Genomic DNA, 19,986 nt, shown 5'->3' with positions numbered 1-19,986 from the left:
CGCGGGATCCAGTAAAGATATCCAAACAGCGTACATTGCAAATTGTTTTTCTGGATACCGTGGCCAAGCCACGGTATGACAAAGTTCTGAGTATACATTTAAAAAAACAATATAATGACTAGCGTAATTACTAGATTTGCTCCGTCACCGACAGGGTTTTTACATATAGGTTCGGCAAGAACCGCTTTATTTAACTATTTATTTGCAAGGCATAATAACGGTAAGTTTTTGCTTCGCATTGAAGACACGGATAAAGAAAGATCAACTAAAGCAGCAGTAGAAGCCATATTTTCAGGACTAAAATGGCTAGGCTTAAACTGGGGCGAGGAAGTTATATTTCAGTCCAAACGTAATGATCTTTACAAGGAAGCGGCATTAAAACTACTTGCAGAGAGCAAAGCATATTATTGCTTTACTAGCCAAGAAGAAATAGAAAAACAGCGACAAGAAGCTTTAGAAAATAAACAGCATTTTATTTTTAATAGCGAGTGGCGTGACAAAGATCCATCTACCTACCCGAATGATATAAAACCGGTAATACGCTTGAAAATCTCTCATGAAGGTAGTACAACAATTCATGACACCTTACAAGGCGATGTAGTGATTAAAAACTCGCATATAGACGATATGGTACTACTCCGAGCAGACGGCTCTGCTACTTATATGCTAGCCGTTGTAGTAGACGATCATGATATGGGCATAACTCATATTATTAGAGGTGATGATCATTTAACCAACGCAGCAAGACAAATCGCTATTTATCAGGCTTTCGGCTATGAAGTACCAAGCATGACTCATATACCTCTAATTCATGGAGCAGACGGGGCAAAATTATCCAAAAGGCACGGAGCTTTGGGCGTTGAGGCTTATAAAGATATGGGGTATTTACCGGAAAGTTTGTGTAATTATTTATTGCGTCTTGGTTGGAGTCACGGCGACGATGAAATTATCACAGTAAATCAGGCTATAGAATGGTTTAATCTTGATTCGCTCGGTAAATCACCTTCTAAGCTTGATTTTGCTAAAATGAGTAGCCTTAACGCTCATTACTTAAGAATACTTGATAATGATAGCTTAACTTCAAAAACTGTAGAAATATTGAAGCAAGATTATAAGGTTAGCGAGGAAGAAGTGGGTTATATAAAGCAAGCGATGCAAAGCTTGTTAGTTAGAAGTGAAACATTCCTTGATCTAGCACGACTTGCCGGGATTTATCTCGTAGATTCTCCTATTACTTATGAAGAAGATGCAAAGGAAATTATAGAAAATTGCGATAAGGAATTAATCAAGCAAGTTGTAGAAGGTTTAAACAAGCTTGAGCAGTTTGATAAGGAATCCGTGCAAAATAAATTTAAAGAGATAGCAGCAGCAAACAGCTTAAAGCTGAATGAGCTTATGAAACCGATTAGAGCTTTAATAACCGGCATGACGGCTTCACCTAGCGTGTTTGAGATTGCAGAAATTCTAGGAAAAGAAAATATTTTAAAAAGGCTAGAAATTATATGAAAGATTGTATAAAAAAAATTGCTTTTATTTTTAGCGGGTTATTTATAATAACCGGCACTTTTGTTTTGTATAGCATGGAAAACGTCGACGCATCAACGGCACCAAAAAAGTACGGAGCTTGGACTTTAAACTGTACTCTTAATAATAAGAAAAAACAATTTTGCTTCTTATCACAACAAATTAATAATCTAGAGAAAGATAAAGAGAGGGGAATATTAGCCATTTATCATATAGGATACTTTAATCAGGAACAAGAAGAGAAGAAATTAAAGATAATCGAAATAGTTCCATCAAATGTTCAAATTCCGGCAGGGACTGTTATTAATAGCGGTGACAAACTAATAGCAGCCGGGAAATATGTTGATTGTACAATAAATGGCTGTCAGGCTTTGGCTGTTATTACAAAAGACGATTTAGATATGATTTTATCTAATGATAATTATGTAGAACTAATTACCGCAGACGGCAAACAAGCTAAAATTTCATTTATAAAAGACGGCTTAAGGGAAGGCTTGAAAGCTTTGAGTAGGTAATAATGTGAGAATTTAAGCATTTTGCTACGCTTCGATTTTTCCATCACTCAACTAAGTTCCGTCTACTCTATAAACATTGCTTTTATGGCTTGTTTTTCGTCATTATAAGGAAACTTATAATAGTAAATTGATGAAGCAATCCAGTAAAAAATACTAATAATATTTTTTAATTATTTTTTTGGATTGCCTCATTGTCAACAGCGGTCGAAAAATGATACATAATTTTAATATATACTGTTTGAAAATTGATACAGTATAATAAGAAATCATTTGATATTTAAGTCATAAGATTATCCTCCTGTTTATTAATCACCTCTATTGATACAAGACCAGCTTTCTTTTTATTTCTAAGTCTGAAACTATCCCCTTTAATATTGAGTATCGTGGAATGATGGAGCAGACGATCTAAGATAGCAGCTGTAGGAGCACTATCCTGAGCAAGATTATTGTGCCATTGTCCAAATGGAAGATTACTTGTAAGAATTATACTATCTTTCTCATAACGCTTTGCTATAACCTGAAATAATGGATTAGCTTGTTCCTGTTTTAATGGCAGATACCCAAATTCGTCTACTATGAGTAATTTGTATGGAAGGATGACTTTTTTAAGTATAGCGCCTAGATTTCCCTGATTTAGTCCTGCATTAAGTACGAGCATTAAATCCGCAGCTGTTATAAATTTAGTCTTGATTCCACATTGCGTAGCTGCATAACCAAGGGCAATAGCTATATGTGTTTTTCCTACTCCAGAAGGATCAAGCAAAATAATGTTTTCTTGTCTTTCTACAAAAGATAGGGAACTTAGATTTTCCAGAACCTTGCGTTTGACTCCTGTAGCAAAATCATAGTCAAAATCATCCAGCGTTTTTATAGCAGGAAAGTCTGCCATTCTTGTGAGTATTGATTTACTCCTATTTTGTCGCGCCAACAACTCTGTTTTTAATATTGACTCAAGGAAATCCGTATAACTTGAGTCTTCTTTACTAGAAGGACTGTGCGATATCAAAATAATTTTCAGCTACCTGAACAAGATTTAATGAGTGGCACATCTCTGCTATACGTTGGTGCTGCAGGTTCATAATGCCTCCAATATATCTAGTATACGCATAGGGAATGCTGCAAAGAAACTGTAGAAAATCGTTCTTCTTTACCTTCCATAATCTCTAATACCGCAGGATGACTACCGCTATAATCCAATGGTAGTGGTTGAGGAGTACTCCTCTCAGACTTTAATCTTTTTACAGGTATTTCACCTGTGGTGCCATGCACACGCATATTCGCTATATCTCGCAGCCATTTTAGCACCTCTGAATTTGCAGTATCCACATCCAACACTAGCTCTGCTGTTTTTAATTTTGTCACTAATGGGTTATAAAAGCTTTCTCTGAGATATCTATTAAATCGCTCAACCTTGCTCTTGGTTTTTGCTTGATAAGGTCTACACACTCTTAAGCGGAAACCATAATGTTTTGCAAAATCTAGCATTCCTCGGTCGCACCTCCATTTTACAGATGTGGATATTAAAAGGCTATACGTTCAATAAGAGTTCCGATGACTTTATCATGAATATCCAATGACTTGGAAAAACAAATTGTTTTACGTGTCAGTCTTTTGCATCTTGTTCTAAGATTTAAGTTACCCCGTTCTATCCGTTGAGTATATTTTTTACTAACAATGTGTTTTTTGGGATCTAATAACCTAGCATAACTTCCCCATCCATCTGTAAAGTAAAAAGTAACCTTAAAATCCTCCAGTTTTTTTCAGTAATGATTCTGATGTGCTATCACATCTTGTACCAAAAGTATAAGCAACTACTTTTAACAAAATCTTATCCAAAGAATATCAAAGCCATCTTTGTTTGGATTTATTCTGTACATAAGGCCATTGTTCATCTATTTCAGGAGCAATAATTACTTCTATCGTATTGATAGAATGATTTATCTTTTTTAACGCTAGATTTTTTTAAAACACGGATAACCGTATTGATACCCACTTTTAATACTCTTACTGTATCCCTAACTCCAGAGCCATTGATTGACATATCTACTATCTGAGCCTTGACTCCAGGCTTAGAGGCATTATTAATATATTACAGTTAAAAATATCGATTACACTGCTTGCATTGATATCTCTGTTGTTTTGAAATTGAATATCCCGCCTTTACTACTTTTTCTGTGTCGTTATAATATCTACACTTAACATCTATTCTTGATCTACACTTAACATATATTCTTGTCATAACTCCTTAACTATAATTCTCTCTTATTACTGTTTGAGGATTATAGACTATTCATGCTAAGCTGCAATACGGGGGGGCGACCCTCTAGATCTTCACAAACCATAGCCATTGTCTTAGGTGAAGTTTCTGCACCACGCTTTACTTCAATAGGTGCTTTATCATAATCTTCCTTACTGTTAATAGTAACTGAAGAATGCAGAGATTTTCTATCATACTCTGATTTATTAGGAGCTATTTGGTTATCAACTAGTTTTTTAGTCATATTATTTATATTAATAAAAATTAATATTTACTTTATATAGCTATGTAAAAAAATCACAGGAGTACGATTAGATTTAAAAATTTAGATATAATACTGACGACTTATAATTTATTTGTGCTTAACTATCGATTATTGATAAGTTTTAAAAAATAAATATTCTATCTTTCTAAAATCTTATTAATTTTCTTATAAAAATATTTTATACTGATAATGTACATGTTTATAAAAAATTAGTGGATTTATGGAAGAAATTGATACTTGGCAGAAAAAATTTGAGATTTGTGATTATAGTAAAAAATTAATTGATCGAATTAAATATTTGAATACTATAGTAGACTCACCTGTAGATATAACAGAAATTGAAAAAGGTCTTTATTATACCCGTAAATATCACGCTTCTCAAATGCGTCAATCAGGGGAGCTGTACTATTCTCACCCTATAGAAGTTGCAATCATGCTTGCAGATTTTACGGCTCTCGAAGCTCCTAAACTTTACAAATCATATATGATAAATGTTGCTCTTCTTCATGATACTATAGAGGATACAATACTTACGCATGCTGATATTAGTAAAATTTTTGATAAGAATATTGCCGATAACGTAGAACGTTTAACAAGAATTAAGCCGTACGGTAAAATTAGCTCAGGTGAAATGTTAAATTTATTAATCCAAGAACAAAGATATGATATCGCACTTATTAAAGTATTTGATCGTCTGCATAATTTACAAACTATAAATGCTAAATCTCCGGAAAAGGCTTTAGGAACAGTAGAAGAAACTATAGAAAGTTTCTTGCTCATAGCAGCTTATTTAGAAATACGTACCGTAGAACAACAACTATTAAATGTTTGCACTAATTTTATCAAGCAACATTTCCCTTCGGAACAAAAAGAAATATTTCAAAAAGTCGGTTTACGGAATTTCTTTTTAAAACTTCAAAATAATGCAAAATAAAAATTCAGCTTTACTTGTATTGCTCAATTGTTATATAGCATACATTTACATTTACTTAAGATGGAAGTCGCCTTTCACCTTTTATATTAGACTTCTTGCGTAACACAGCTAATAAGGAGGAATTTGTAGGAGACACGGAACGCAGCACCACAGCGTACACTTTAGTACGTGAGGATACGAGTACCGGTTCGACTCACAAATTACCCTTAGAAGCAAGTTATACAAGAAGTCTATAATATTTTAATACGAATAGTGGGTTATACAATAATTTGCTACTCGCATTATGGGAGTGTTGAAATATAAATTATTTTTGAGGAATTTTTAGACAAAATGCAGGCGAGCACTTAAGCGTACGCGAGGAGCACAGACAAATTTTAACGACAAAATTACCGAAAAGAATCATATTTCAACACTCCTATTATTTTAGCTAGGCTTCTGTGAACATATTCTAATTGATTTTTTATTTTGAGATATTTTTTAGCGAAATTAATAGAATTTTTGAAGAAGTAGTTACTTATATTTTAAAAAAATCTTATAATTTGCAGAAGAAGAGAGTTAAAATAAAAAATCAATTAGAATATGTTCACAGAGTCTAAAAACTATTTTTATATTTCCAGTGTGCAGCCTCACCGCTCTCTGCATGATAATGCATATTATGATCACGTATTTGTATTTCTATTTTATAATTTTCCTCAGTTGCAATAATAGTATGCAAGGATTGATAGCCGTTTGGTTTAGGATTAAGAATATAATTTTTGAATTTATCCTTTTCATACTCATAAAGATTATGAACTACTTTTAAAGCTTTATAACACTTCTCTTCATCTATTACCACTATTCTTATCGCAAAAATATCTGTTAATTCTTCTAACTTTATACCTTTACGATATAATTTATATAAAATTGATATTGGATGTTTGATCCTACCTGTTATTTGAGCAGTAATATCATGTTTAGATAAATTATGATTTAAATGTTTAATAACCCTTTGGAGCAAAACTACCTCCTTAATTTATACTAATTCAGTTAATAGTTATACTTACGAATAACTGAATACCAATTAAAGCAATAAATTTATTAAGTTTTGTTAATATTTCTAATTTATTTGCTATTTTTAGAAATATTAATAAAACTCAGCTTTGGTTGATATTAATAGGAAAAATTGAGATTGTGGCGAGCTTCGCACTACCTACCCTATTATTTGTATCTTTTATTCTAGGTTCTGTGAACATTTTAAATTAACTTACATTTTGAGTTATTTTTTAGCGAAAGTTAATAAGATTTTTGTAGGAATAGTTATTCATATTTCAAAAAAATCTTATAACTTGCAGCAAAAAAAAGAACTATAATTATATTATTTTAGAAATGCTCACAGAATCTAAATTCATATTAATTAGATTTCTTTTAGAACTCTATTTTTTTAAGTTTTACATGTATAGTGAACTCAGACCCATTTTGTGATAGGAGTGAGGGGGTAGAGCCTATATATTAATAGGCAAGACGACGAGCAACGTGCTACAGCGTGAGGATCAGTTCACTATAAAATATAAATTATCTTATTTTAGTCTTTCTTAACTGTATAAATTATAAGATTTTTTTAAATAAGAATAGTAATTTTTCTAAAATCTTATTAATTTTAGTTAGCGTAGTTTAACCAACCAAAAGCTAGAAACTTTTATTACTAATTTTTTAAATTAAATGAATATATACCTCAGGTAAATAAAGAATAGGTACGTAGATCAACTTGGAAAAGAACAAGGAGCTCACAAGGCAAGGAACGCAACGTATACTTAAACGTTCAGTACCACAGATCTTGTAGAACGACGCAGCCAATTTTTCAAGTTCTATCTTAGTATATACATTATAGATTAACCTTGTCTAGAGCTTCAACAAAAAATCTATTCTTAATAATTAAGGCATAAAACCGCTTAAACTCTTTTTTGCTACAAAATTAAAATATTTCTTATGAATCTCACCTAATTCAATATACTTCACTATAGGATTAATACCAAAGGTTGAGCTATTATAATTAATTAAAAAAATATTTGTAATCATTTATTGAAATAATTACATGGCATTCTATATTTTATTTTTTGTGAAAGAGTTTTATTAAAGAATTTATTTTTAAGCGAAGAATCGCTTTAATAGTACTATTTGTATAACTTTTAAGCTTTGTTACATGACTTGATTTTGCCATTGTCATCCCGTGATTTATTCACGGGATCCAGGAAAAAATACTGAAATTATTAGTATTTTAAGTTGTTTTTCTAGATACTATGGCGGGGCCACGGTATGACATCGTATGCTTTTTTGAGTCATGCAACAAAACCGGTTTATTAGACCTATTGTATAACCTATCTTATGGAGATATAGACTTAGAAGTCCATACCGCCCATGCCTCCCATACCACCACGCATTGGTCTAGCATCTTCATTATCATCAGTTTCATCAACAATTAAAGTTTCCGTAGTAATAATTAATGAAGCAACGGAAGCAGCATCTTGAAGTGCAGTACGTACTACTTTAGCCGGATCAATAATTCCTGCTTTAATCATATCAACATATTGCATATCTTGAGCATTAAAACCGAAATTTTTATCCTTATGTTCTAGTAATTTACCAACTACTACACCACCGTTTTCACCTGCATTCTCAACGATTTGTTTTAGAGGGTCTTTTAAAGCCTCTATTACTATTTCAATACCTGCTTGTTGATCCTTATTTTCTATTTTAAGCGTTGTTAAAGTTTGTGAGGCATGAAGTAATGTTACACCACCACCGGCAACAACACCTTCTTCAACTGCAGCCCTTGTAGCAGCTAAAGCATCTTCAACACGATCTTTACGCTCTTTTACTTCAACTTCTGTAGCACCACCAACCTTTAACACGGCAACACCACCGGAAAGCTTAGCTAAACGCTCTTGTAGTTTTTCTTTATCATAATCAGAAGTAGTTTTAGTTATTTGAGATTTAATTTGTAGCACTCTATCTTCAATATCTTCCTTATCACCGCTACCGTCAACAATTACGGTATTTTCTTTAGAAATGGTTACTCTTTTTGCCCTACCTAAACTCTCAATGCTAACATTTTCAAGCTTCATATCTAAATCTTCAGTAATAAGCTCACCTTTAGTTAGGATAGCAATATCTTCCATCATTGCTTTTCTTCTATCACCAAAACCAGGGGCTTTTACCGCTGCAACTTTTAAACCACCACGTAATTTATTGACTACAAGCGCTGTAAGAGCTTCGCCCTCAACATCCTCAGCGATAATTAATAATGGGTGTTGTGATCGTACTACAGCCTCAAGTATAGGTAACATTGGTTGTAAATTTGATAATTTTTTCTCAAATAATAAGATGTAAGGGTTTTCAAGCTCAGCAACCATCTTCTCGGAATTTGTTACAAAATACGGTGATAGATAACCTCTATCAAACATCATACCTTTAACTACTTCAACCTCAAAGCTAAAATTCTTTGCTTCTTCAACAGTTATCACGCCTTCTTTACCGACTTCCTCCATTGCCTTAGCAATTTTCTCACCGATTTCCTTATCGCCGTTTGAAGATATAGTACCGACCTGCGCGATTTCCTCTTGGCTATTGATTTTTTTACTAGATTTTTTTATTTCTTCTACTACTGCATTTACCGCTAAATCCATACCACGCTTTAAATCCATAGGATTATAGCCCGCTGCTACTAGCTTATTACCCTCACGAGCCAAAGCTCTAGCAAGTACCGTAGCTGTAGTAGTACCGTCACCAGCTACTTCTGCAGCTTTTGTAGCAGCTGATTTTAATAATTGCGCTCCTGAATTTCTAATTTTATCTTTTAACTCAATCGATTTTGCAACTGTAACACCGTCTTTGGTAATTTTTGGCGCGCCGAATGATTGTTCGATAAGTACATTTCTGCCTTTTGGACCTAAAGTAACTTTTACTGCATCTGCAAGTATATCAATGCCTTCTAGCATTTGCTCACGAGCTTTTGAGCCGTGTTTAATAAGTTTTGTTGCCATATTTAATTTCTCCTTTTACAAATAAATAATTAATTAATTGTATCGAGGTTCTATGCAGAAAATTAAATTATTTATATTTTTAAATATTTTTTAGCGAAAATTGATAAGATTTTTGATGTGATAGTTATTAATATTTCAAAAAAAATCTTATGATTTACAGCAAAAAAAATAACAAAAATAGATTAATTTAATTTTCTTTTATAGAACCTAGAACATCATTTTCTTTCATAACGATTAGTTTTTCGCCTTTAATTTCAATTTCGGTACCTGCCCACTTACCGTATAAAACTTTGTCACCCACCTTTAACTCTAAAGGATAAACTTCACCTTTTTCATTACGAGTACCTGTGCCTACAGCGGTGACGATACCTTGAATCGGCTTTTCTTTCGCGGTATCAGGAATAATAATTCCGCCTTTAGTTTTTTCTTCTTGTTCGATAGGCTTTATTGCAATTCTATCATGTAATGGTTTAAAAGACATTTTAACCTCCAATTATTAAATCTTCAAATGTACATAACTATATATATTTTATTTTTATTAGTTCAAGGGGAAAGGATAAAAATTTTTTTAATGAACCTCTTTTTTTTTCAAATTCTTCTTTATAAGATTGTCATACGAGATGTCTATTCTTTCTCAAAATCCTCTAAGCTAACGCCATGGTTAGCTTTGCTCCATTTGAAAGGACAAAAAATTATTTCAAATACTGCTTTATATGAAGCTATGGTCTGTAATATAAAATAGCTACCCCATAAAACCAAAGCTATTATATCTTGAAATTTTACTTTTCTGCTTTTTAAAGAATTCTTCAGTATATACAGGACAGTATCATAAAGATATAAAAGTGAAAAAACACTATTAACAAGTCATAAATAATTAATTATGGAATTTTTATTTATGACAATAGAAAATATTATAAAGGGTAAGCTCCAAAAATTATAAGGCATGCCTCCATTTTACAGATGTGGATATTAAAAGGCTATACGTTCAATAAGAGTTCCGATGACTTTATCATGAATATCCAATGACTTGGAAAAACAAATTGTTTTACGTGTCAGTCTTTTGCATCTTGTTCTAAGATTTAAGTTACCCCGTTCTATCCGTTGAGTATATTTTTTACTAACAATGTGTTTTTTGGGATCTAATAACCTAGCATAACTTCCCCATCCATCTGTAAAGTAAAAAGTAACCTTAAAATCCTCCAGTTTTTTTCAGTAATGATTCTGATGTGCTATCACATCTTGTACCAAAAGTATAAGCAACTACTTTTAACAAAATCTTATCCAAAGAATATCAAAGCCATCTTTGTTTGGATTTATTCTGTACATAAGGCCATTGTTCATCTATTTCAGGAGCAATAATTACTTCTATCGTATTGATAGAATGATTTATCTTTTTTAACGCTAGATTTTTTTAAAACACGGATAACCGTATTGATACCCACTTTTAATACTCTTACTGTATCCCTAACTCCAGAGCCATTGATTGACATATCTACTATCTGAGCCTTGACTCCAGGCTTAGAGGCATTATTAATATATTACAGTTAAAAATATCGATTACACTGCTTGCATTGATATCTCTGTTGTTTTGAAATTGAATATCCCGCCTTTACTACTTTTTCTGTGTCGTTATAATATCTACACTTAACATCTATTCTTGATCTACACTTAACATATATTCTTGTCATAACTCCTTAACTATAATTCTCTCTTATTACTGTTTGAGGATTATAGACTATTCATGCTAAGCTGCAATACGGGGGGCGGCCGTCCATACGCTTAATAAATATGTTATTTCTACATTGCGTTGTTGCGTGAATACCTAATCGTCATTGCGAGCGAACGTAGAGAGCATGGCAGTCTCGTCAAATATCCTGAGATTGCTACGTCAAAATTTTCAATTTTTCCTCGCAATGACGGAAAAACTAATCCACGTAGCCACTTTCTAAGACCTGAGCAGCACTTGATTTTGTAGTTTAAATAATTCCGCAGCTCCGCCTTTAGCAAGCTTTAACATTGCTAAAAATTGTTCCTCAGAAAAAGATTCTTTCTCTGCCGTACCTTGTACTTCGATTAAATTACCGTTACCTGCAAACACAAAATTACTATCCACTTCCGCATCACTATCTTCTAAATAATCCAAATCTAGTATCGCCTCACCTTTATATATACCACAAGAAGTAGCTGCAATTTGACTAATTAATGGGTTTACTTTTAAAATTCTCTTTTTCATCAATGATCTAATAGCTAAGTGCAATGCTACGTAGCTCCCTGTTATTGCTGCCGTTCTAGTACCGCCATCAGCATTAATAACGTCACAATCTATAATAATTTGTCTTTCACCAAGTTTTTTTAGGTCAATTATGCATCGCATGCTTCTCGCTATTAAACGCTGTATCTCTTGAGTTCTTCCGCCTTGTTTTCCAAGCGCCGCTTCTCTTTTAATACGCTGGGATGTAGAGCCGGGGAGCATACCGTACTCAGCAGTAATCCAGCCTTGATTTTGCCCACGTAAAAACGGAGGCACGGTAGTTTCGCAAGTAGCACTACACATGACATGTGTATTACCGATTTTAATAAGGCAAGAGTCTTCTGTATTAACAAGCGGTGATAATTCTAATGAAATAGGACGTAATTGGTTGCTTTTTCTTCCTGAGTGTCTCATAATATTAATTTACCATTGAAAAAAATTTTATTATATCTATATATAACTCAAAAAAGAACATAAAAAGTAAATAATATGACAAATGATAATATAGAGAGCCGTAATGAAGAAGAAATTAGCCCTACTATAGAAGCTCAAGTAGTTGATAATGAAGAAATAGCAAGCTTAAAAGCACAAATTGAAGAGCTAAAAGACAGGCTAATTAGAACTACTGCCGAAATAGATAACACAAGAAAGCGTTTAGAAAAAGCACGTGACGAAGCAAAAGATTATGCGATTGCTACATTTGCTAAAGAGCTACTAAATGTTAGTGATAATCTTTCAAGAGCATTAGCACACAAACCGGCAAATCCTGATATAGAAGTCACAAATATTATAGCCGGTGTTCAGATGACTAAAGATGAGCTAGATAAAATATTTCATAAGCATAATATTGAAGAAATAAAACCGGAAATAGGATCGATGTTTGACTATAATTTACATAATGCAATTTCGCAGATAGATAATACAGAGTGTGCACCGAATAGCATTATTACTTTAATGCAATCAGGATATAAGATTAGGGATAGGCTACTTCGCCCTGCTACCGTACAAGTAGTTAAAAAGCCTTAATACTCGAACAACTTCAAAAATTGGCGTTGTCGTTCTACAAGAATTTCTGTTCTCACGTATTAAGTATACGCTTCGGTCCTCGCCTTGTGAACTCCTAGCTCTTTTTGAAGTTGATCTTCGTATAGAAAATTGGAAGAATAATATGAATAGAATCGCTATATTTTGGCTAGTTTTTTTAGGGCTTTTTATAAGCGGTTTTATGCTAATTTCAGACGCCGTAAAACCATTTTTTATCGCGTTTATAATATCTTACTTACTACAGCCTGCTATTGATTTTATTGCATCAGAATTTAAAATATCAAATAAATTTGCATCGAGTATAATTTATCTGATATTTTTGAGCATATTTTTTATAGCACTTACTATTTTAGTGCCGATAATTTATGGACAAATTTTTACTTTTATAAATAATATTCCAAAATATAAAAATTATTTACAGGCAGAAATATTACCTCCTATAATGGCAAAAATTTATTCGATAGAACCGGATATTGCCGATAAAATCAAGAATTCTTTAAGCAATTTTATAAATAGTATATTTACTGTACTTGGCAGTATTGCTAATAATTTTTGGCGTTATACTATTATCACTATTAACATATTTGTTTTATTTTTACTTATACCTATAATATTATTCTATTTCCTACGTGATTGGGCTAAAATTATTGCAAACATGAAATCATTATTACCTATAGGAACTAGACCGAAAATCCTTGAAATATTATCGGCAATTAATAATTTGTTATCTGCTTACATAAGAGGCCAGCTAAATATTTGCTTATTATTGTCTACTTATTATAGTATTGCATTTACCATAATAGGTATTGATCTCGCTCTTTTACTTGGAATTTTAACAGGGTTTTTAGTTATTATTCCTTTCCTTGGTACTTTTATATCGTTTCTTTTAACTCTAATTATCGGCTATTTAACTTTTGGCGTAACTTCCAAATTACTATATATAATGATAATTTATCTGGTCGGAAATATTTGTGAGTCTTATATTTTAACCCCTAAAATTATCGGTGATGAAATAGGGTTGCATCCTCTTTGGATTATATTCTCGATTTTTGCTTGTGGCAGTTTATTTGGAATTATTGGGATATTTTTTGCCATACCTATCGCCGGTATTACTAAAATTTTACTCTTGAATCTAATTAAATTTTATAAATCTAGCAAATTCTATCGAATAGACGGCTAAAAAATTCTTATAACAGTGCGGCAATATATATTTCGGTTTACCATTCCTAATAAATATCATCTTGATGAATTTATTGTTTCTAGTTCTAACTATCAAGCTTATAATATTATACAAAATTGGCAGCACGGCTTTGGCGTTAATCCTTATAAATTCACTTTATTAATCAAAGGACCTTCTTCTTCAGGCAAAACTTATTTAACCAAAATATGGCAAAATTTAAGCAATGCCTATATTATTAAAGATATTTTTTTTAATGAAAAAATTTTAGAGAGATGTAATGCTTTTATCATTGAAGATATTGAAAACTGGCAAGAGTCGGCATTACTTCATATATTCAATATTATTAACGAAAAACAAAAATATCTTTTGCTTACATCGCTTAATAAAAATGAAAATTTTGCATTGCCTGATTTATCTTCACGTATCAAATCGGTACTTAGTATAGTATTAAACTCCCCTGATGATGAGTTAATCAAAACTCTAATATTTAAGCATTTTTCTATTTCTTCGGTAACAATATCTAGGCAGATAATAGATTTTCTTTTAGTAAATTTACCTAGAGAATATGCTAAAATCATAGAAATATTAGAGAATATAAATCAATTTGCCTTAACTTCTAAAAGAAAAATAACCACTTCATTAGTCAAAGAAGTTTTAAGTAATTATAATCGTAAAATATTGTAACTTTTTTCTTGACTTTAAATCTTCTCAATATAATCTTTCTATAAATTAACTTTTTAGAAAAATTGTGTATCGACTTCTTGTAGCTTTTTCTTTTTGCTCTACTTTTATTTTTAGACCCTTAGGAGCTCTATTATTTGGTTGGATAGGAGATAATATAGGTCGGAAATCCACAGTCATTATTACAACTATTTTAATGTCATTTTCTTGCATCGTTATGGCTAATCTTCCTACTTATGCCCAAGTAGGGGATAGTGCTGCTTGGATAGTAACTATATGTCGTATAGTACAAGGTATATCATCTATGGGAGAAAGAGTAGGAGCGGAATTATATTTAACGGAATCTGTCGTAGTTCCTAAGCGTTTTTCTGCCGTAGCATTTGTAGAAGTGTGTGTTAGTTTAGGATTAACGGTAGCTCCTGGCGTAGCAACTTTAGTTACATCTTACAGTTTTAATTGGCGTATCGCATTTTGAATAGGCGCAGGAATTGCATTAATAGGTAGTGCCGCTAGAACTACTTTACGTGAAACACCGGATTTCGTTGATGCTAAACGTAGAATACACGACACAATAAAAGATAGTAATATAATTGATGTAGCAAAAATAAAAAATAATCCTGTATGACAAGAAAAAGTTAATAAGAAAACTGCCATCTATTATTTTTTAATACAACTAGCACAACCTGTATGGTTTTATTTTGCTTATGTTCATTGTAGTAATATACTTAAAGATTCGTTACATTATACCACTGAGGCAGTAATACATCAAAATTTCATTGTTTCTATAGTGAAGTTTTTGTAGCACTGGTGCTTACATGTTTATGCTATAAATTTCATCCGCTAAAAATTTTAAAAACACAATTAATGATATTTTTAGCTTTTATTTTATTTAGTCCATTAATATTAGATAATATAACCCAAGGTTGGCAAATTTTCTTAATTAACTAATTGTAGTTACTTTTTCTCCAAGTGAATTTCCAGCAATCCTGATATTTTACAAAAGTTTTCCGGTTTTTAAACGGTTTACCTATGCTAGCTTTATATATGCTTCTTCAAGAGCTGCTATGTACGTAATTAGTTCTTTTGGGTTTGTTTATTTAACAGAGCGTTTTAATAATTTAGGGTTACTCATGATAGTAATTCCTATCATTACGGGGTATAGCCTCGGTATATCACATTTTAAAAAGCTAGAAGTTGAAGCAGGAAATTATTATTGAATGCGAATAGCGAGTTATTGCATAATTCGCTATTCAGTATAAAATATTAAATATAGAAAATGAAGAACGGCTTTCAACTTTTATATAAATTAGTTATATACTTTATCTCCTTCAGAGAGTTCGGTTTTAATTATTTCAAGTAGAGAAAAAACCTTATGATATTCTTCAAGCTTTTCGTTTATTTTTTGCAGTTCACTTAAAGCGCTACTAAAATCTTCTTTTATTAAATAGGTTTTTATAGCTTTATTCTGCTCTAATGTTTTAAACATAATATCTTGTAACAATTTATTATAGTTATTTTCTAACTTAGATGTATTTGACATAATAATTAATAAGTAACTTTGTATTTTAATACATATATGAATTTTTTAATAACACAATAACTTTTAGTTAGTTTAAGTTATTATTTATCTCTCTTTGCTTTGTTAGACACTGTTAACAGTGTCTAACACTAATTCATGATAAAGATTTACCTTAAATTTGCATTTTAAGTAATTTAATTCTAGATAATTGTTAACAAATTTTAATAATTACCTATTAATCTGTAAACACTTTTCCGGACAGTTGTTTAAGTGCAATTTTGTATCTCTTCATATCTTACTGGTGATAAATAATCGTTAGCAGAATACATTCTGATACGGTTATAAAATACCTCTATATATTCAAATATGGCATATTTTGCTTCCTCCTTAGTTTTAAATTTATATTGATACATTAATTCTGTTTTTATAGTATGAAAGAAACTTTCAGCAACAGCATTATCCAAGCAATTTCCTTTACGACCCATACTCTGTTTGATACCATGTTGTTTTATAATTTTTAAATGACTATCAGAACAATATTGACTACCTCTATCAGTATGCCAAATAAGCCCTTTTGCTGGTTTACGTTGCCATATTGCCATTAATAAAGCATTATGGTCGCGCCCCCCGTATTGCAGCTTAGCATGAATAGTCTATAATCCTCAAACAGTAATAAGAGAGAATTATAGTTAAGGAGTTATGGCAAGAATAGATGTTAAGTGTAGATCAAGAATAGATGTTAAGTGTAGATATTGTAACGACACAGAAAAAGTAGTAAAGGCGGGATATTCAATTTCAAAACAACAGAGATATCAATGCAAGCAGTGTAATCGATATTTTTAACTGTAATATATTAATAATGCCTCTAAGCCTGGAGTCAAGACTCAGATAGTAGATATGTCAATCAATGGCTCTGGAGTTAGGGATACAGTAAGAGTATTAAAAGTGGGTATCAATACGGTTATCCGTGTTTTAAAAAAATCTAGCGTTAAAAAAGATAAATCATTCTATCAATACGATAGAAGTAATTATTGCTCCTGAAATAGATGAACAATGGCCTTATGTACAGAATAAATCCAAACAAAGATGGCTTTGATATTCTTTGGATAAGATTTTGTTAAAAGTAGTTGCTTATACTTTTGGTACAAGATGTGATAGCACATCAGAATCATTACTGAAAAAAACTGGAGGATTTTAAGGTTACTTTTTACTTTACAGATGGATAGGGAAGTTATGCTAGGTTATTAGATCCCAAAAAACACATTGTTAGTAAAAAATATACTCAACGGATAGAACGGGGTAACTTAAATCTTAGAACAAGATGCAAAAGACTGACACGTAAAACAATTTGTTTTTCCAAGTCATTGGATATTCATGATAAAGTCATCGGAACTCTTATTGAACGTATAGCCTTTTAATATCCACATCTGTAAAATGGAGGTGCGACCGCAATGTGGAATCAAGACTAAATTTATAACAGCTGCGGATTTAATGCTCGTACTTAATGCAGGACTAAATCAGGGAAATCTAGGCGCTATACTTAAAAAAGTCATCCTTCCATACAAATTACTCATAGTAGACGAATTTGGGTATCTGCCATTAAAACAGGAACAAGCTAATCCATTATTTCAGGTTATAGCAAAGCGTTATGAGAAAGATAGTATAATTCTTACAAGTAATCTTCCATTTGGACAATGGCACAATAATCTTGCTCAGGATAGTGCTCCTACAGCTGCTATCTTAGATCGTCTGCTCCATCATTCCACGATACTCAATATTAAAGGGGATAGTTTCAGACTTAGAAATAAAAAGAAAGCTGGTCTTGTATCAATAGAGGTGATTAATAAACAGGAGGATAATCTTATGACTTAAATATCAAATGATTTCTTATTATACTGTATCAATTTTCAAACAGTATATATTAAAATTATGTATCATTTTTCGACCGCTGTTGACAACGTCGTTTGCTACAAACTAAGCAAGCGTAATAGCCACTTCAATCGGATGAGAGTAATGAGGATCACCTGACTGACGCATTTGTAAGCTATGGTATTTACGGGCGTAATAAATACCCTTTTTAACTTCTTCTATATCGACTGGGTTTTTTACTTTAGTGTTTAAATATTCAACTTTATCTAATAGTTTTTTAGAGTAAACACAAATTTCAAACTTTTCTTGCCAAGAGCCTAAATCTTCCATAAAAGTTATTTCTTCATTTATTGTTAATAGTTAGTTGGTTACAATTATAGTGAAAATTAAAAATTGTAATAGCAAATAGCTTTTTAATTTTAAATATATTAATAACTTTTGGTTATTTTATATTTTAGCAACTATCATTTTACTTTATTAGCTGTTTTAGCTTTTACTTTCTGCATAATTTATACTTTACTGATTTTTCTTCTGCAAGTTGAAAAACTAGTAAGAATAACAGCAATAAGTAATAATATTTATTTTGAAATCGAGGAAGGAAAACCTATTCAAACTCTGATTTCTACAATTTTTTAATCAAGTAATTTACTATTAGCGATAGATAAAGCTAATTAGCTCAAAAAACTATATATAATTTTAGGTATAGATGCCACTACGAAAATGCGTCATACCGTGGCTTGTGACTACAATATGGCATTGTTACCCGTTATTGAATCATTATTGCGAGCATTTGCTCGGAGCATGGCAATATAGGAGGTGTGGAGAGAAATTAATTTAGTATTTTTTTACTAGATTGCTTCGTTAATTACTTTCTAATTTTCTCACAATGATAAATTAATCTATACTTAGTTAGGAATGCCATTTTACAAAGGTATTGTTTTCCTTGATAGGTTTAACTATTGTAACATTTAAGACTGGGAAGCTTGAGTTTAAGCTTCATTCATTGTTTGATGTTTTTGCTGAAATACTAAAAACTTGCGGTTGGTGGGCGATGACGGACTCGAACCGCCGACACTCTCGGTGTAAACGAGATACTCTACCAACTGAGCTAATCGCCCATATTTTTTATTAATTAGTAAAATAACATTATTTATAATTAATAGGAAGTAGCTATAAATAATATAGCAAAATTGTATTAGTTTTTGCTTTTAAATTACCTATAAAGTTTTATTTACTTTCATTTATACTTTTTATTTGTCTTGATAATCTACTGATTTTTCTTGAGGCGGTATTTAATTTAATTATATTTTTTTTCACACCTTGCATTATCTTAGATTGAGCAACAGATAAAGCTAAGTTAGCATTTTCCTTATTACCAAGACTGATTTCATGTACAACTTTCTTTATAAAAGTTTTTATTGTACTAGTTCTTTTTTTATTGAATAGAGTTCTTTTTACCGTTTGTCTAGCAGCTTTTTTTGCTGAAGAATGATTAGCCATCACTGAGTCCTTTATATTTAATTTTTAATATCTTCATTAGTATCTTGCTGTATATTCCCTTTAGCATTAACATCTCTATCTACAAATTCAATATATGCTATCGGTGCTAAATCACCATAACGGAATCCAGCCTTTATTATTCTAGTATAACCGCCAGGTCTATCTTTATATCTAGCACCTAAAATATTTATAAGCTTTTCTACTACTTTTTTATCTTTTATTTTTGATAAAACGCTTCTTCTTACCGTTAGATTAGCTTTTTTAGCTTTAGTAACTAAAATTTCAATGTAAGGTCTTAATTCCTTAGCTTTTGGTAGAGTAGTTTTAATTTGTTCATGAGTCACAAGTGCTACAGCCATATTAGCGAGCATTGCTTGCCTATGACTACTTGTTACATTTAACTTTCTGCCTTTAATTTTATGTCGCAT

26 protein-coding genes, 1 tRNA gene and 4 pseudogenes are annotated in these 19,986 nt (G+C 31.6%); 11 read left to right on the top strand and 20 right to left on the bottom strand.

The features are described from left to right. Positions 1-114 precede the first annotated feature (114 nt). Both gltX and AAGD46_RS02390 read left to right on the top strand, forming a co-directional pair. Positions 115-1,506: a glutamate--tRNA ligase gene (gene gltX, locus AAGD46_RS02395; protein ID WP_341787619.1), complete on the top strand. Its 1,392-nt coding sequence runs from the start codon at positions 115-117 to the stop codon at positions 1,504-1,506. Continuing rightward, positions 1,503-2,039 (top strand): invasion associated locus B family protein, encoded by a 537-nt coding sequence (locus AAGD46_RS02390; protein ID WP_341787618.1) that lies wholly within the window; start codon positions 1,503-1,505, stop codon positions 2,037-2,039. Before gltX ends, AAGD46_RS02390 begins: the two co-directional genes overlap by 4 nt. 277 nt (positions 2,040-2,316) lie before the next feature. On the opposite strand, the pseudogene istB reads toward AAGD46_RS02390, so the two are convergent. The 6 genes and pseudogenes from istB to AAGD46_RS02370 form a co-directional block, all read right to left on the bottom strand. Beyond that, positions 2,317-3,118: pseudogene (gene istB / locus AAGD46_RS02385) on the bottom strand (IS21-like element helper ATPase IstB). 118 nt (positions 3,119-3,236) lie between these two features. Continuing rightward, a pseudogene (locus AAGD46_RS02380) lies at positions 3,237-3,527 on the bottom strand (IS21 family transposase); the annotation flags it as partial. Between the two features lie 32 nt (positions 3,528-3,559). Further along, the gene (locus AAGD46_RS08720; RefSeq protein ID WP_410525955.1) at positions 3,560-3,793 is read right to left on the bottom strand and encodes an IS1 family transposase; all 234 of its coding nucleotides are present in this window, start codon (positions 3,791-3,793) and stop codon (positions 3,560-3,562) included. Positions 3,794-3,881: 88 nt separating this feature from the next. Next, the gene (locus AAGD46_RS08715; RefSeq protein ID WP_410525954.1) at positions 3,882-3,935 is read right to left on the bottom strand and encodes a hypothetical protein; all 54 of its coding nucleotides are present in this window, start codon (positions 3,933-3,935) and stop codon (positions 3,882-3,884) included. Between the two features lies 1 nt (position 3,936). Continuing rightward, positions 3,937-4,080, bottom strand: a complete 144-nt coding sequence (locus tag AAGD46_RS08710) for an IS1-like element transposase (protein ID WP_341786690.1) — start codon at positions 4,078-4,080, stop codon at positions 3,937-3,939. A gap of 238 nt (positions 4,081-4,318) precedes the next feature. Continuing rightward, positions 4,319-4,540, bottom strand: a complete 222-nt coding sequence (locus tag AAGD46_RS02370) for a hypothetical protein (protein ID WP_341787617.1) — start codon at positions 4,538-4,540, stop codon at positions 4,319-4,321. Positions 4,541-4,781: 241 nt separating this feature from the next. On the opposite strand from AAGD46_RS02370, the gene AAGD46_RS02365 reads away from it, so the two are divergent. Beyond that, positions 4,782-5,495, top strand: coding sequence for an HD domain-containing protein (locus AAGD46_RS02365; RefSeq protein WP_341787616.1), 714 nt, complete (start codon positions 4,782-4,784; stop codon positions 5,493-5,495). A gap of 95 nt (positions 5,496-5,590) precedes the next feature. Next, positions 5,591-5,731, top strand: a complete 141-nt coding sequence (locus AAGD46_RS02360; RefSeq protein WP_341787615.1) for a palindromic element RPE1 domain-containing protein — start codon at positions 5,591-5,593, stop codon at positions 5,729-5,731. Positions 5,732-6,087: 356 nt separating this feature from the next. Here AAGD46_RS02360 and AAGD46_RS02355 read toward each other — a convergent pair whose 3' ends face one another. The 8 genes from AAGD46_RS02355 to rph form a co-directional block, all read right to left on the bottom strand. Continuing rightward, entirely contained in the window at positions 6,088-6,492 is a 405-nt protein-coding gene (locus AAGD46_RS02355) for a bifunctional (p)ppGpp synthetase/guanosine-3',5'-bis(diphosphate) 3'-pyrophosphohydrolase (protein WP_341787614.1), read from the bottom strand. 914 nt (positions 6,493-7,406) lie between these two features. Next, positions 7,407-7,550, bottom strand: a complete 144-nt coding sequence (locus AAGD46_RS02350; protein ID WP_341787613.1) for a hypothetical protein — start codon at positions 7,548-7,550, stop codon at positions 7,407-7,409. A 320-nt stretch (positions 7,551-7,870) separates the two neighbouring features. Next, a complete protein-coding gene (gene groL / locus AAGD46_RS02345; protein WP_341787612.1) occupies positions 7,871-9,514 on the bottom strand; it encodes a chaperonin GroEL in 1,644 nt (547 codons plus the stop codon). A gap of 187 nt (positions 9,515-9,701) precedes the next feature. After that, positions 9,702-9,995: a co-chaperone GroES gene (locus AAGD46_RS02340; RefSeq protein ID WP_341787611.1), complete on the bottom strand. Its 294-nt coding sequence runs from the start codon at positions 9,993-9,995 to the stop codon at positions 9,702-9,704. A gap of 488 nt (positions 9,996-10,483) precedes the next feature. Beyond that, positions 10,484-10,717: an IS1 family transposase gene (locus AAGD46_RS08705; protein WP_410525955.1), complete on the bottom strand. Its 234-nt coding sequence runs from the start codon at positions 10,715-10,717 to the stop codon at positions 10,484-10,486. Between the two features lie 88 nt (positions 10,718-10,805). Further along, positions 10,806-10,859: a hypothetical protein gene (locus tag AAGD46_RS08700; RefSeq protein ID WP_410525954.1), complete on the bottom strand. Its 54-nt coding sequence runs from the start codon at positions 10,857-10,859 to the stop codon at positions 10,806-10,808. Between the two features lies 1 nt (position 10,860). After that, positions 10,861-11,004, bottom strand: coding sequence for an IS1-like element transposase (locus AAGD46_RS08695; protein ID WP_341786690.1), 144 nt, complete (start codon positions 11,002-11,004; stop codon positions 10,861-10,863). A gap of 455 nt (positions 11,005-11,459) precedes the next feature. After that, positions 11,460-12,179 (bottom strand): ribonuclease PH, encoded by a 720-nt coding sequence (gene rph, locus AAGD46_RS02330; RefSeq protein ID WP_341787610.1) that lies wholly within the window; start codon positions 12,177-12,179, stop codon positions 11,460-11,462. A gap of 75 nt (positions 12,180-12,254) precedes the next feature. Here rph and grpE point away from each other — a divergent pair, with 75 nt between their 5' ends. The 5 genes from grpE to AAGD46_RS02305 all read left to right on the top strand — a co-directional run bounded on the left by grpE (position 12,255) and on the right by AAGD46_RS02305 (position 15,887). Beyond that, the gene (gene grpE, locus AAGD46_RS02325) at positions 12,255-12,791 is read left to right on the top strand and encodes a nucleotide exchange factor GrpE (protein ID WP_341787609.1); all 537 of its coding nucleotides are present in this window, start codon (positions 12,255-12,257) and stop codon (positions 12,789-12,791) included. A 142-nt stretch (positions 12,792-12,933) separates the two neighbouring features. Further along, positions 12,934-13,989: an AI-2E family transporter gene (locus AAGD46_RS02320; RefSeq protein ID WP_341787608.1), complete on the top strand. Its 1,056-nt coding sequence runs from the start codon at positions 12,934-12,936 to the stop codon at positions 13,987-13,989. Positions 13,990-14,004: 15 nt separating this feature from the next. Continuing rightward, positions 14,005-14,673 (top strand): HdaA/DnaA family protein, encoded by a 669-nt coding sequence (locus AAGD46_RS02315; RefSeq protein ID WP_341787607.1) that lies wholly within the window; start codon positions 14,005-14,007, stop codon positions 14,671-14,673. A gap of 64 nt (positions 14,674-14,737) precedes the next feature. Next, positions 14,738-15,145: an MFS transporter gene (locus AAGD46_RS02310; protein ID WP_341787606.1), complete on the top strand. Its 408-nt coding sequence runs from the start codon at positions 14,738-14,740 to the stop codon at positions 15,143-15,145. A gap of 589 nt (positions 15,146-15,734) precedes the next feature. Beyond that, on the top strand, positions 15,735-15,887 hold the full coding sequence (locus AAGD46_RS02305) for a proline/betaine transporter (protein WP_341787605.1): 153 nt from the start codon (positions 15,735-15,737) through the stop codon (positions 15,885-15,887). An 89-nt stretch (positions 15,888-15,976) separates the two neighbouring features. On the opposite strand, the gene AAGD46_RS02300 is transcribed toward AAGD46_RS02305, so the two are convergent. Then, positions 15,977-16,210, bottom strand: coding sequence for a hypothetical protein (locus tag AAGD46_RS02300; protein ID WP_341787604.1), 234 nt, complete (start codon positions 16,208-16,210; stop codon positions 15,977-15,979). 245 nt (positions 16,211-16,455) lie between these two features. Beyond that, positions 16,456-16,791 carry an IS3 family transposase gene (locus tag AAGD46_RS02295; RefSeq protein ID WP_341787603.1) on the bottom strand — a complete coding sequence of 112 codons (336 nt, stop codon included), beginning with the start codon at positions 16,789-16,791 and terminating at the stop codon, positions 16,456-16,458. Positions 16,792-16,888: 97 nt separating this feature from the next. Between AAGD46_RS02295 and AAGD46_RS02290 the strand changes: the two are divergent. Then, positions 16,889-17,607, top strand: a pseudogene (locus AAGD46_RS02290) (IS1 family transposase). A gap of 73 nt (positions 17,608-17,680) precedes the next feature. Next, a complete protein-coding gene (locus AAGD46_RS02285) occupies positions 17,681-18,061 on the top strand; it encodes an ATP-binding protein (protein WP_341787874.1) in 381 nt (126 codons plus the stop codon). A 105-nt stretch (positions 18,062-18,166) separates the two neighbouring features. Here the strand turns inward: AAGD46_RS02285 and AAGD46_RS02280 are convergent. From AAGD46_RS02280 to rplQ, 4 genes and pseudogenes are all read right to left on the bottom strand, one after another. Continuing rightward, positions 18,167-18,388, bottom strand: a pseudogene (locus AAGD46_RS02280) (guanosine polyphosphate pyrophosphohydrolase); the annotation flags it as partial. A gap of 712 nt (positions 18,389-19,100) precedes the next feature. Next, positions 19,101-19,176: transfer RNA gene (locus AAGD46_RS02275), tRNA-Val, on the bottom strand. Positions 19,177-19,285: 109 nt separating this feature from the next. After that, on the bottom strand, positions 19,286-19,558 hold the full coding sequence (gene rpsT / locus AAGD46_RS02270; RefSeq protein ID WP_341787602.1) for a 30S ribosomal protein S20: 273 nt from the start codon (positions 19,556-19,558) through the stop codon (positions 19,286-19,288). A gap of 17 nt (positions 19,559-19,575) precedes the next feature. Further along, a complete protein-coding gene (rplQ, locus tag AAGD46_RS02265) occupies positions 19,576-19,986 on the bottom strand; it encodes a 50S ribosomal protein L17 (RefSeq protein ID WP_341787601.1) in 411 nt (136 codons plus the stop codon).

Source organism: Rickettsia endosymbiont of Cantharis rufa, from assembly GCF_964026445.1.
GTDB lineage: Bacteria > Pseudomonadota > Alphaproteobacteria > Rickettsiales > Rickettsiaceae > Rickettsia.
This window is presented reverse-complemented; position numbering and strand designations above follow the sequence as displayed.

What these genes read in the sequence shown, in the direction of transcription:
- AAGD46_RS02285 (WP_341787874.1), top strand. Translation starts at nt 17,681, where the DNA reads ATGCTCGTACTTAATGCAGGACTAAATCAGGGAAATCTAGGCGCTATA.
- AAGD46_RS02365 (WP_341787616.1), top strand. Translation starts at nt 4,782, where the DNA reads ATGGAAGAAATTGATACTTGGCAGAAAAAATTTGAGATTTGTGATTAT.
- groL (WP_341787612.1), bottom strand. Translation starts at nt 9,514, where the DNA reads ATGGCAACAAAACTTATTAAACACGGCTCAAAAGCTCGTGAGCAAATG.
- AAGD46_RS08710 (WP_341786690.1), bottom strand. Translation starts at nt 4,080, where the DNA reads ATGTCAATCAATGGCTCTGGAGTTAGGGATACAGTAAGAGTATTAAAA.
- AAGD46_RS02305 (WP_341787605.1), top strand. Translation starts at nt 15,735, where the DNA reads ATGTACGTAATTAGTTCTTTTGGGTTTGTTTATTTAACAGAGCGTTTT.
- AAGD46_RS02390 (WP_341787618.1), top strand. Translation starts at nt 1,503, where the DNA reads ATGAAAGATTGTATAAAAAAAATTGCTTTTATTTTTAGCGGGTTATTT.
- AAGD46_RS02295 (WP_341787603.1), bottom strand. Translation starts at nt 16,791, where the DNA reads ATGGCAATATGGCAACGTAAACCAGCAAAAGGGCTTATTTGGCATACT.
- rpsT (WP_341787602.1), bottom strand. Translation starts at nt 19,558, where the DNA reads ATGGCTAATCATTCTTCAGCAAAAAAAGCTGCTAGACAAACGGTAAAA.
- rplQ (WP_341787601.1), bottom strand. Translation starts at nt 19,986, where the DNA reads ATGCGACATAAAATTAAAGGCAGAAAGTTAAATGTAACAAGTAGTCAT.
- AAGD46_RS02350 (WP_341787613.1), bottom strand. Translation starts at nt 7,550, where the DNA reads ATGATTACAAATATTTTTTTAATTAATTATAATAGCTCAACCTTTGGT.
- AAGD46_RS02370 (WP_341787617.1), bottom strand. Translation starts at nt 4,540, where the DNA reads ATGACTAAAAAACTAGTTGATAACCAAATAGCTCCTAATAAATCAGAG.
- AAGD46_RS08695 (WP_341786690.1), bottom strand. Translation starts at nt 11,004, where the DNA reads ATGTCAATCAATGGCTCTGGAGTTAGGGATACAGTAAGAGTATTAAAA.
- gltX (WP_341787619.1), top strand. Translation starts at nt 115, where the DNA reads ATGACTAGCGTAATTACTAGATTTGCTCCGTCACCGACAGGGTTTTTA.
- grpE (WP_341787609.1), top strand. Translation starts at nt 12,255, where the DNA reads ATGACAAATGATAATATAGAGAGCCGTAATGAAGAAGAAATTAGCCCT.
- AAGD46_RS02340 (WP_341787611.1), bottom strand. Translation starts at nt 9,995, where the DNA reads ATGTCTTTTAAACCATTACATGATAGAATTGCAATAAAGCCTATCGAA.
- AAGD46_RS02300 (WP_341787604.1), bottom strand. Translation starts at nt 16,210, where the DNA reads ATGTCAAATACATCTAAGTTAGAAAATAACTATAATAAATTGTTACAA.
- rph (WP_341787610.1), bottom strand. Translation starts at nt 12,179, where the DNA reads ATGAGACACTCAGGAAGAAAAAGCAACCAATTACGTCCTATTTCATTA.
- AAGD46_RS02320 (WP_341787608.1), top strand. Translation starts at nt 12,934, where the DNA reads ATGAATAGAATCGCTATATTTTGGCTAGTTTTTTTAGGGCTTTTTATA.